This is a genomic window from Leifsonia sp. Root4 (assembly GCF_001425085.1).
In the GTDB taxonomy this organism is placed as follows: Bacteria; Actinomycetota; Actinomycetes; order Actinomycetales; family Microbacteriaceae; genus Microterricola.
Window position 1 is genome coordinate 740,868 of the sequence record NZ_LMDN01000002.1, and the last position, 11,525, is coordinate 752,392.

The following is an 11,525-nucleotide window of genomic DNA, read 5'->3' on the forward strand; positions in this document are numbered from 1 at the left end:
GGCATTTCGGAACGATGCACATATGCTCTTACGGTGAATCTGAGGAGGGCAGACATCCAAGCGCTGCGAACCGTGGCCGTGCTGTCCGTCGTCATCTATCATCTTTGGCCCGAACGCCTCACTGGTGGGTACGTTGGCGTAGACATCTTCTTCGTGCTGTCGGGATTCCTGATCACGGCTCACATGCTTCGCGAGGTTGCTCGCACGGGAACCGTCGCATTGACGGCGTTTTGGGCGCGCCGCGCCCGGCGGCTCCTACCCGCCGCTTTTCTGGTTCTCGTAGTTTCGCTGGCACTGACCGCACTGGTCCTTCCGAAAGTGTTTTGGGCGCAGAACTTCGAGGAGATAGGAGCTGCCGCGCTCTACTTTCTGAACTGGAATTTGGCTTCGGACGAAGTCAACTATCTCGCCGCAGGCAACACCGCTTCCCTCGTTCAGCACTACTGGTCCCTGTCAGTCGAGGAGCAGTTCTATATTTTCTGGCCACTGGTAATCGTTGGCGCGGTCTGGATCGCGACAAGACTCCGCAGTTCCAACAAGACGAAGATCATCGGCCTGTCGATCGCGGCTGTCGTCGCCGCCAGTTTCGTCTACTCGGTCTTCCTGACTGCAACGTCACCCTCCGCCGCGTACTTCGTTACGCCAACACGCGCGTGGGAATTTGGTGCCGGTGCATTGTTCGCCATCGCAGTTGCAACGCCGCGCACTGACTGGGTTGTCATTCGCTCGTGGGTTTCCTGGATTGGCTTCGGAGCCATCGCAATTGCTGTGCTCACCTATGACTCCTCCACCCCATTCCCGGGATACGCAGCATTGCTCCCCGTTGCCGGAACACTTGCAGTTCTTTGGGCTGGCACGCCCGACCACGCCTGGTCGCCCAATGCACTCGTCAGGTTCGGCCCCGTCCAGTGGGTGGGAGACATTTCCTACTCGTTGTACCTCTGGCACTGGCCGCTCATCATCGCTGCACCATTTGTCATAACCGGCGATCTCGGGACGAAATGGAAGATTGTCATCCTCGCCACCAGCGTTCTCCTAGCCTGGGGCACCAAAGTTGTGGTTGAAGACCCCGCGCGTCAAGCTCGCGTGTTCACCTCGCGACTACCTCGATGGACTTTTGTAGCGACGGCAGTTGCAATGTCAGTCATGGTCGGCGGTGTAGCGATCGGCCTGCAAACCGTGAGCGTTGACAAGACCGAATCCCAGACTCTGAGCCAGGAACTACTGAACGACCCGAGCCTCGATTGTCTAGGGGCTTCTGCATACGCAGCTTCTGATGCGCCCTGCTCGGACGAACGCTTGAGCGAGATCCTCGTTCCCAGTCTTGTCGCACTGCGGGCGGACACCGGTGGAGCATATCGCTGCTTCGCCGAGAAGGGACTGGCGATAGAGGTCTGTAAGTACGGTTCAACACGACCTGACGCAAAGCGCGTGGCCCTCGTCGGAGATTCCCACGCCGCAATGTTGCTCCCTGGCGTCGTCGAACATCTTGAGGCACAGAATTGGGCTCTCGACACGTACCTCGGCGCCACTTGTGTGTGGGGAAATTTTGGAGACTCGGCCGACTGCGACTACCGGCGCACGTTGCAACACGACATTGAAACCGCGGGACCGTATGATCTGATCCTCACCACCGCTTCCCGCATTGCTAACGGCGAAAGATCTGCCTACGCGAGGACGGGTGACAAAGATGACCGCGTCGCGGGCTACCAGGCCGCTTGGCGCCCTGTAGTAGCCAACGGCACTCGCATTGTCGTTGTCAGCGATAACCCGTTTCTCGGCAAAGAAATCCAAGATTGTTGGATCAAAGCAGAAGACAAAACGGCGACACAGAAGTGCGGATTGACCACCGGCGGAGCATATTGGGGGAATGACGCGCTAAAGGAAGCCGCTCAGACCACCGAAGGCGTGGGCCTCGTCGACACGCAAGATCTCTTCTGCCGCAAGGGTTGGTGCCCCGTCGAGATGGGAGGTGTCCGGGTCTACTGGGACCAGCAGCACATAACCGCAACATTTAGCAGGACGCTGGCGCCGCATCTAGTCGAACGTATCAACTCGGCCATGAGCTGGGCCGGCTGACGACAATGCCGGAGGTTACTCAACTAACGGTTCGCTGAACCGTCTCAACAGTCTTGCGGCCCTCGGTTGGCGGCGACTCCGGTCAGGCGGAATCCTTGTTCATCGAGGCGGGGAAACCTGTCGGAGCGGTCGTATCGGTGAAGCGGACCGAAGAGCGCTGGTAGCCGGCACCGGAATCGTGGATCATCACCACACGCGTTGGTAGCTCGACCGGTCGCGGCACCCTTGCTCCAGGAGCGCAGGCAGCCAATCGGCGCGAATGCGCGCGGTTGAATGGCGAACGCAACGTTGATGAACTCGGCTCACACCAGAGCATCCGCTCGATGGGATGACGGCCGGCGACAGGCCACCCCAATACAAGTTATCGGCCATACTCGATAGGTGCGTTTTCATTTGCGGGGCGGCCTGGCCCCAGTCACTTCTGAATCTCAACCCAACCGTATGGGCTGGGTGGATGTGGCGCGCGCAGTAGCCGTGCTTGCGATTGTGCTCATGCATTTCCAGATTTGGGTGATCGCCCCATACGTTGGGCACAGTTTGGATGTGACGATCTGGACGAAATTCATAGAGCAGCTCAACGCGTTTCATCTCCCCCTACTCTTCGTACTTTCGGGTTTCCTGGTGGCAGATCGAGTGCGCTCCGGTTTCTCCGACCGTCGCACCCTTGTTTCTGCAGCGCGCTCGTACTACCTGTACGTGGTCTGGCTCGCTATCTACTGGCTCATGTCCATGAGCCTCGAGACGCGGACACCGATGGGAGTCCCCGACGTGGGGAGTTTCATCTCACAGCTTGTGCTGCCGCGCTCGATCCTCTGGTTCGTGCTTGCACTCGCGGTCTACGTGCTTGTTTTTTCAGCTCTCTCCCGATTCCCCGCTGCACTCATGCTGCCTGCATCGGCTCTTCTCACGTTGTCGACCGTTTGGATGCCCGGGGTCGAAGGTGCCGACCTCTACCGTCGTGTGGTCTACTACGCCTTCTTTTTTGGGATCGGTGTCTACCTGAAACCGGCGCTCCTCAAATTCACCTCGGGCCCAATGGCGCGAAAGCTGCTTCTTACGCTCAGCATCTACATCATCCTTTTTGTGGTCAGCGAAACACTGCCGCTCTCTGGGCAACTCGTTCGAGCTGGGCTTCGACTCGCGAGAGAAACGGGGGCAACTTTCGCAGTCATCGCCATCGTTGTGCTGCTTTGTCGAGTAAGTTTTGTGGCCCGACCTCTGGCATCGATCGGCCGGCAGACACTGCCGATCTACGTATTACACCTGCCGGCAATCTGGGTCTTCCTTGCCTATCCCAACTGGGAAGGCGTTTTCCAGAGTGCAGCCGTTCGTGCGCTCATGCCGTTCCTCGCAGTGGTCGTGATCGTCAGCGCCACGCTCCTAATCCATAAGGCAGTCATCCGAACCCCCGCTCGAGTACTTTTCGAGATGCCTTCTGCGTGGGCAGATCGGATTCTGCGCAAGGGCCCTCGTCGTATCGAAGCCGTACAGGCAGCGGCCCCAGATCGCCTTTGACGCATACCATCAGGGGTTTCGTGCTCCGAATGGACCAGTTTGGTTCTGCGCATTGGGCTCCCGGTGCCCAACTTGTAGGTGCCGCAGACCCGGCATCCGGGGACTGCTGTCGGTTTAGTTGACTCGTCTTGTGTGTAGTTTCTATGCCGCGTGTGCGGCTGGTTTGATCGTCTCAAACTCGATCGGGGTGAGCCGCGAGGCCGCGTTGACGGCGGCGCCGGTGGTAGGCGCGCTCAATCCAGGTGACGATCTCCAGGCGTAGCTCCTGTCGGCTGCGCCAACTCTTCGTGTTCAGCACGTTCTTCTGCAGTAGGGCGAAGAACGATTCCATCGCGGCGTTGTCGCCGCAGGCCCCGCCCCGGCCCATGGCCCCGGTGATGTCCTCCTGGCGCAGCAACTCCACGAACTTTCGCGATCGGAATTGCGACCCGCGGTCCGAGCGCAGCACGGTGTGGGCGGTGGCCCGCAGTGCGACCGCGTTCCGGAGCGAAGACACTGCGAGTTCCACGGTCATCCTGGAGTCGATCGAGTAGCCCACGATCCGGTTCGACCAGAGGTCCTTGGTCGCGCAGAGGTTAAGCTTGCCCCATCGGGCCAGTGCTCGGTGATGTCGGTCAGCCAGACCTGGTTCGGGCGTTCCGCTGTGAAGGCGCGTTGCACGAGGTCGTCATGCATCGGCGGCCCCGCTTTGCAGTTCTGGCCACGCTTCTTGTCAAACGAGGACCAGATCTTCTGCTCCGAGCACAACCGCCACACACGCCGCTCGAACACGGCGATGCGGGACTCGGCCTCGATCTTATCGGCGATGAACCGGTAGCCAATGCCGGCCTCGACCTCGTGGATATCGATCGCGGCGTTGATGAGGTGGGCGTTGTCCCAGTCGCGTTGGGAGACCGGGTCGGCTCGCCACTCATAGAAAGCCTTTTTAGAGATGCCCAACACCCGGCAAGCCACCGCGACCGGGATTCGGTCATCGGCCATCGGCCATGGGCCATGGGCCATGGGCCATGGGCCATGGGCCAAATCTTGAACCAGGGGGAACATCATTTGGGGAGCGACGCCTGCGCCAGGTATGCCGCCGCCCGGCGCAGGATCTCGTTCTCCTGCTCGAGGCGGCGGTTCCTCTTCTTCGCCTCGCCCAACTCGGCAGCGTCAGCCTGGGTGGCACCGGGACGGTTGCCGTCCTCAACATTGGCCAGCTTCAGCCAGCATTACAGACAGGACTCGGAAATCCCGAAGTCTTTTGCGACCTGGGCAATGCGGGCATCGTGAGAGCCGAAATCCCCACAAGTCAGGAGTCAGGTAATCCGACAGCACTCCGCCGCACGGCCGAATATGCGCGCCTCGTACCGTATAGACCCCAAGCGTTGCAGCGTCAACAATCGGAGCTACGACCAGTCCTACGGCGAGCTACTTTGAGGGCATGGTATCTATTAGAGCGGCTACTGCGTCGCCGAGATACGGGGACAGCGTCAGCGCAAATGTGTGCGTCAAATGGTTGTTATCAAAGTACGCAAGCACGCCGCCGATCACGCTGTGACAGGTGGTCGCGCCACAGAAATAATTCGACAAGTCGATCGTGTCTACTTCTTCGGGGCTGAGGTCAATCGCCCGGTCCATCGCTCCCTGCGCATCGACCTCACCTCGATCAAAATTGCAGGGGTCAGCATCTGTCTTTGAAGCGGCTACACAATCCGGTGCCTTCATTCCGTTCGGCAGGCTGGGCACATCGCGAACTATCGCGACATTGACTCCAGCTTGCTCGATTTCGGTCAAGTATGCGGAGACCTCATCGGCGCTTACTTCAACGAACGCGTCTTTCTGACTCGAACTGTACTGGCTCGTGCGATTACTCAGCAGTACCAGGTCCAGGGCTTTGTTTGTCTTCAGCGCAGCCTTTACGTTTTGAGACCATTCGATGCATCCCTTCACGTTGCCAAGGGTGTCTTCGCGTTGGTTCGGAGTCTCAGACACCCCTGGGCAAGCGCCTCGAACATACGTCACGATTTTCCACCCGTGCTCCGAGGCATAGGGTTCGAGAGACTCTGCAATTCGCACCGCGTGAGAGTCCCCAACGACTGCGATAGTACGGGACGGGTTAGCTACTTCTCCGAGCTCGCACGAAAAGGCTTCGCCTATTGCGGACAACGCCGGACCGTAGCAGGGTCGGCCACCCTGTCTTTTCTTCGTAAGCTGCCCCTGATCTGCAGCAAAGAACGCGGTATCAAAGCCTTCCGGAACTGAAAAAGGATCTGCACAGGTATCAGGGTTTGCCATCGCAGACGCACCGTAGCAAGGTCCGGCATCCTTGATCATGGCCAGCACCTCGGCCGCCGCCGCCTGATTGGACCGGTCCACCCCTACCCAGCCAATCGAGGCCAAAACGACTGTCATCGCCATTCCTGCGGCAGCGAAACTATAGGTGCGACGCCGCTGAACTGCCCAAAATGTCCCCGTTCGAATTGGATCTTCGACGAGGCGCTTGGTCGCCCAGGCCAGCGCGATAGACAGCCCGATAATCAACACTCCTCCGAGTAATCCTGGCGAAGCCCCGCGCAAGATCGGATAGATCACAATCAGCGGCCAGTGCCAGAGGTAGATCCCGTAAGAGAGCTCACCGACCAGCTGAATCGGCGCGAATCGTGCAACGAACGTCGGCGACCAGGAATGCTCAATGTTTCCCGCCCAAATCACAAGGACAGTACCCAAAACCGGAACCAGCGCAATGTACCCAGGGAATGCCATGTCGCCGCGGAAAATAAAGGCGGCAGACGCGATCGCGACAATCCCAACCCAGCTTGCGCTCATCCGCAAAAGGATCCCTGCACGCTCGCTGAGCCGACCCGGCAACAGCGCCGGGACAAACGCGAGCAATCCGCCAGCAGCAAACTCCCACGCACGCGTCGTCGTAATGAAGTACGCCGAGGACTGACTACGAGCAGTCTCGCTGATCGAAAAGGCGAGCGACGCTACGAACACCAACGTGAGCACGATCAGCATGGCCCGTGTGCGCACAGCGGGGATTTCGCCACCCCCGGATCCTCGCCGGCGATTGAGCAGAGCGGTGACACCGATGGTCGCGACAAGTAGGAGTGGCCAAACAATGTAGAACTGTTCTTCAACCGACAGCGACCAGTAGTGCTGAACAATTGAGGGCTGGTTGGCTGCCCCCAAATAGTCAGTGGCGTTGAAAGCCAAGAGCCAGTTCAAGCCATAGAGCGCACTCGCGCCAATCTCTTGAAACGTCTGCTGCCAGACGGAACGCGGAAGCCAGATCACTGTCGCTACGAGGCAGGCGGCGAGCACAGTTGTCGCCGCCGGGAGCAACCGCCGAAGACGGCGAGCCCAGAATTGAGAGAGGCTAATCCGACCTGTCCGGTCGACTTCCCGAAGGAGGTGCGCGGTGATCAAGAATCCAGAGATAACGAAGAAGACATCGACACCGACGAATCCCCCTGACAAATTCTTGGGCCAGAGGTGGTAGATCACAACGATGATGACCGCGACAGCACGCAACGCCTGAATTTCCGGGCGCAGATTGACTACCCGACGCGATCCCGTCAACATTTTCCCCCAATGAGCCCTATTTGAGGACCCGGTCTTCAGTTAGTGACGCTTTCACGTCCATCCATACGTCTTTGAAGTCTCCAGGCGCATGCTACAGGCGCATCAGGGGCGCCCCATGCCCCTGTAGGTCCAGCCTGCGGCGCGCCAGGCCGCGGCATCCAGCGCGTTCCGCCCGTCGATGATGGTTCGCCCAATCGCCAGCGAAGCGACGCGGGCTGGGTCGAGTTCACGGAACTGCTTCCACTCGGTGGCCAGCATGACCAACTCAGCGCCGTCGAGAGCCTCGTCGATTGACTCCGTGTAGTCGAGTTGGGGGTGGCGCATGCGCGCGTTCTCGATGCCCTGTGGGTCGGTGGAGATGACGTGGGCGCCCAGACCCTTCAGCTGTACCGCGATGTCGAGTGCTGGGGAGTCACGCACGTCGTCGGAGTTCGGCTTGAAGGTCACGCCGAGCACGGCAATGCGCTTGTTATAGACAGACCCGTCGAGCGCCTCGACAGCCAGGTCGACCGCGCGCTGACGGCGACGCAGGTTGATGGCGTCGACCTCCTTGAGGAAGGCCACCGATTCGCCGCGGCCGAGCTCCTCGGCGCGGGCGGTGAAAGCCCGGATGTCCTTGGGCAGGCAGCCGCCGCCGAAGCCGACACCGGCATTCAGGAAGCGACGACCGATGCGCGCATCGTGACCGATCGCATCCGCGAGCTGGCTCACGTCGGCACCGGTCACCTCGGCGATCTCAGCCATCGCGTTGATGAAGGAGATCTTCGTGGCGAGGAAGGCATTGGCCGACACCTTGACCAGTTCGGCTGTCGCGTAGTCGGTGATGATGCGCGGGGTTCCCGTGGCGAGGGTCGTGGCGTAGACCTCATCTAGAACGGCCGCCGCCCGCTCGTCGGCGACTCCATAAACGAGGCGGTCGGGCTCGATCGTATCTTTCACCGCGAAGCCTTCGCGCAAGAACTCGGGGTTCCAGGCGAGTGTCGCGCCGGTGCCGCTGTCGGCGATCAGCTGCGCCAGGCGGGCGGCGGTGCCCACCGGCACGGTGCTCTTGCCCACGACGAGGTCACCGGGCTTGAGGAATGGGAGGAGTCCCGCGATCGCCGCATCGACGTAGCTCATGTCAGCCGCGTGGCTGTCGCGCATCTGCGGCGTACCGACCGCGACGAAGTGCACCGTGGCTTCGGCGACGTCCGCCATGTCCGTGCTGAAGCGCAGACGGCCGCTCGCGCCCGCCGAGGCAAGAATTTCGGGCAGGCCGGGCTCGAAGAAAGAGGGCTTGCCAGCGGCCAGCTGGGTGATCTTGGCTGCGTCGACGTCGATGCCGACGACGTCATGGCCGAGTTCGGCCATCGCCGAGGCGTGCACGGCGCCGAGGTAACCGCATCCAATAACAGACAGCTTCACGAAGCCACTCTCCCCTAGTTTGCATCGGGGCAGTGTGACCACCCGTCGCGCCGGCTGCGCCGACGAAGTTCAGTATCAATCATCCCTGCCCGCGGCGGCTGGACGAAATCCACGCCGGTGCAGGCTCAGTAGCGCGGCATCACCACTGGGCGGGCTTGCTGCGCCTGCCAGAGCGCCCGGGCGATCACCTTCTCGTCACGGGCGTTGACGATGGCACGCAGAACCATCGCGAGGAGCGTGCCGAAGAGGCCACCGATCGTGTTCGCGAAGACGTCGCTCGCCGTGGCGAAACGCGACTCGAGCAGGCCGGCCTGGGTCATCTCGATCGCAATGGAGATCGCCGGGGAGGCGAGCAGGGCGAGCCACCAGATTCGGGCGGGCAGAGCCAGGCCGAGCAGGAAGCCGAGCGGAATGAACATCGCGATGTTCGCCGTGAATTCGAGCTTGTTGTAGCCGAACCACTCGGGAACGCCGTTGCGGTGCAGCACGCCGAGGAGCTTGTCGATGGAGGATTCGAAGCCCTGGTCGAGCGGGGTCGGTGACAGCGTCATGGCGGCGACGACGCCCGCGTATGCCAGAAGCAGCAACAGGGAGATGTTGCGGCGCACATGGCTGGGTGGTGGTTGCTGGCTCATCGGCTGCGCCCCTCGTTTGCCGGTCAGGTCAGAGTGCAACCGTAGGCGACCGGGCTGGGCGTTTGCAAAAGCCGCTGGGTTGAGGTGCCCGGCGGCACACTCGGCTTCGATCGCGGCCTCGTTCCTCGGCTGCTCCCTCGAGCCAGCGTGGGTTTCCGCGGCTGCGCGTGCGCGTGCGCGCGTGGTGCGCGTGCGCGTGACGGTGCGGGCTACTGCGTGGAGAATGCCGCGTCGAAGCTGGTCGTCGGTCGTGGCCAGAGGAGCGAACGGATGTAGGCGAGCGCCTGCGGGCCGCCGTGCAGGCGGTCCATGCCGGCATCCTCCCACTCAATCGAGATGGGGCCGGCGTAGCCGATGGCGTCGAGCGCACGGAACGCGTCCTCCCACGGAACATCGCCGTGCCCGGCGGAGACGAAGTCCCAGCCGCGGCGCGGATCGCCCCAGGGCAGGTGCGAGCCGAGCACTCCGGCCCTGCCGTTCTGTGGCCGCATCCGCGTGTCCTTGCAATCCACGTGATAGATGCGGTCCTTGAAGTCCCAGATGAAGCCGATGGGGTCGATGTTCTGCCACATCATGTGGCTGGGGTCCCAGTTGAAGCCGAAGGCCGGGCGGCGGCCGATCGCGTCGAGGGCGCGCACGCTCGACCAGTAGTCGTAGGCGATCTCGCTCGGGTGCACCTCGTGGGCGAATCGCACGCCCTCGTCGTCGAAGACGTCGAGGATGGGGTTCCAGCGCGTGGCGAAGTCCTCGAAGCCGGCGTCGATGACGCTCTCCGGCACCGGCGGGAACATCGCGACGTACGGCCAGATCTTGGAACCGGTGAAGCCGACGACGGTATCGACGCCGAGCTTGCGGGCGACGCGTGCTGCACGCTTCATGTCGTCCGCTGCGCGCCGCCGCACCCCCTCGGCCTCGCCGTCGCCCCAGGTGTAGTCACGCAGGATGGCTTGGTGCCGGAAGTCGATCGGGTCATCGCACACCGCCTGCCCGGTGAGGTGGTTGGAGATCGCGTAGACGCTGAGGCCATGGCGGTCGAGGATGTCGAGCCGGGAGCGCAGGTAGGCGTCGTCTTCGTCGGCGCGCTTGAGGTCGAGGTGGTCGCCGGATGCCGCGATCTCCAGCCCGTCGTAGCCCCACTCGCTGGCGAGCCGTGCCACCTCCTCGAACGGGAGGTCGGCCCACTGGCCGGTGAAGAGCGTCACGGGATGCGTCGGGGTTTCGACAGGCTCAACCAGCGGGGTGGGCTCAACCAGCGGGGTCCGCTCAACCGGCGGGGTGGTGGGCTGCTCAGTCATCGGGGGTACCTCTCGTTCTGCAGGGCGGTCAGGTAGGCGAAGGAGCGCGCGGCGAGCGCGTCTTGGCTGTCGGCGAGCGGGCGCCACACCGACGCGGCGACCGCGATAGTGGCGTTGTCGCCGGTGAAACTCTCCAGCCCGAGTGGCCCGCGGTACCCCACATCGTCGAGCGCGTCGAAGAACGCCGACCAGTCGATGTGGTCGTCGCCGACGGCGCCGCGGTCGTTGCCGCAGACCTGCACGTAGGCGAGGTGCTCCCCCGCACGGCGGATGGCGTCGCCGATGCTCTTCTCCTCGATGTTGAGGTGGTAGCTGTCCAGTGCCAGCCCGAGCCCGCGCCCGAGCAGCGGTCCGAGGGCGGCGAGAGCCTGCTCGACCGTGTTGATGAGGCTCGTCTCGTAGCGGTTGAGCGGTTCGACGGCCAGGCGGATGCCGCCCCGCTCGGCGCGGTTGACGACGGGGGTGAGCGCGGCACGCAGCTCGTCGAGGTGCGCGGCGCGGTCGGCATCCGTCATGCGCCAGGTGCGTCCGGTGGCCGCATAGAACGGGCCGGCGACAACGCGGGATCCGATGCGCTCGGCCACATCGATGCAGTGTACGAGGTAGTTCTGGGTGGCGACGATCTCGCTCGCCGGGGCGGCGATCAGATTGCGGCCCGGCCCCATCGCGCCGACGACGATCGGCAGCAGACGGTGTTCGGCGAGCACCTCGCGGGCACGATCGGGCGACCAGTCCCCCGGGGTTTCGATCGGCAGCTCGATCGCGCCGAAGCCGAGCGCGGCGGCCTTGGCGGCGAGCGACTCGAGCGAGGAATCGGTGAGGGGGCTCGTCCACACCCAGGTGTTCACGCCGAGCGTGCGTCGCATGCTGCCTCCTTGCAGTTGTGGTGATTTCGACAAGCTCAATCAACGGGCTAGGCCCGCTCAATCAACGAACCGACGGGATCAGTCAACGGGACGCGGCTGAGCCTGTCGAATCCCCCGTAGGGGTTTCGACAGGCTCAACCAGCGGGATCCGCTCAATCGGCCGA

7 protein-coding genes and 1 pseudogene are annotated in these 11,525 nt (G+C 62.4%); 2 read left to right on the plus strand and 6 right to left on the minus strand.

Going from position 1 to position 11,525, the window contains the following annotated elements; genetic code table 11:
- Positions 1-33 precede the first annotated feature (33 nt).
- Positions 34-2,079, plus strand: a complete 2,046-nt coding sequence (locus ASC66_RS09480; protein WP_055838135.1) for an acyltransferase family protein — start codon at positions 34-36, stop codon at positions 2,077-2,079.
- Positions 2,080-2,460: 381 nt separating this feature from the next.
- Positions 2,461-3,594 (plus strand): acyltransferase family protein, encoded by a 1,134-nt coding sequence (locus ASC66_RS09485; RefSeq protein WP_157509728.1) that lies wholly within the window; start codon positions 2,461-2,463, stop codon positions 3,592-3,594.
- Between the two features lie 141 nt (positions 3,595-3,735).
- On the opposite strand, the pseudogene ASC66_RS09490 reads toward ASC66_RS09485, so the two are convergent.
- From ASC66_RS09490 to ASC66_RS09515, 6 genes and pseudogenes are all read right to left on the minus strand, one after another.
- Positions 3,736-4,889: pseudogene (locus tag ASC66_RS09490) on the minus strand (IS3 family transposase).
- A 115-nt stretch (positions 4,890-5,004) separates the two neighbouring features.
- Positions 5,005-7,161, minus strand: a complete 2,157-nt coding sequence (locus ASC66_RS09495) for an acyltransferase family protein (protein WP_055838142.1) — start codon at positions 7,159-7,161, stop codon at positions 5,005-5,007.
- 102 nt (positions 7,162-7,263) lie between these two features.
- Positions 7,264-8,565, minus strand: coding sequence for a UDP-glucose dehydrogenase family protein (locus tag ASC66_RS09500; protein ID WP_055838145.1), 1,302 nt, complete (start codon positions 8,563-8,565; stop codon positions 7,264-7,266).
- 125 nt (positions 8,566-8,690) lie between these two features.
- Complete coding sequence (locus ASC66_RS09505) at positions 8,691-9,200, minus strand: VanZ family protein (RefSeq protein WP_082492203.1); 510 nt, start codon at positions 9,198-9,200, stop codon at positions 8,691-8,693.
- A gap of 209 nt (positions 9,201-9,409) precedes the next feature.
- Entirely contained in the window at positions 9,410-10,495 is a 1,086-nt protein-coding gene (locus ASC66_RS09510) for a sugar phosphate isomerase/epimerase family protein (RefSeq protein WP_082492204.1), read from the minus strand.
- Entirely contained in the window at positions 10,492-11,361 is an 870-nt protein-coding gene (locus ASC66_RS09515) for a sugar phosphate isomerase/epimerase family protein (RefSeq protein WP_055838149.1), read from the minus strand. Before ASC66_RS09515 ends, ASC66_RS09510 begins: the two co-directional genes overlap by 4 nt.
- Positions 11,362-11,525: the final 164 nt, after the last annotated feature.

Coding starts and splice junctions, on each gene's coding strand:
- ASC66_RS09495 (WP_055838142.1), bottom strand. CDS start 7,161: ATGTTGACGGGATCGCGTCGGGTAGTCAATCTGCGCCCGGAAATTCAG.
- ASC66_RS09505 (WP_082492203.1), bottom strand. CDS start 9,200: ATGAGCCAGCAACCACCACCCAGCCATGTGCGCCGCAACATCTCCCTG.
- ASC66_RS09510 (WP_082492204.1), bottom strand. CDS start 10,495: ATGACTGAGCAGCCCACCACCCCGCCGGTTGAGCGGACCCCGCTGGTT.
- ASC66_RS09515 (WP_055838149.1), bottom strand. CDS start 11,361: ATGCGACGCACGCTCGGCGTGAACACCTGGGTGTGGACGAGCCCCCTC.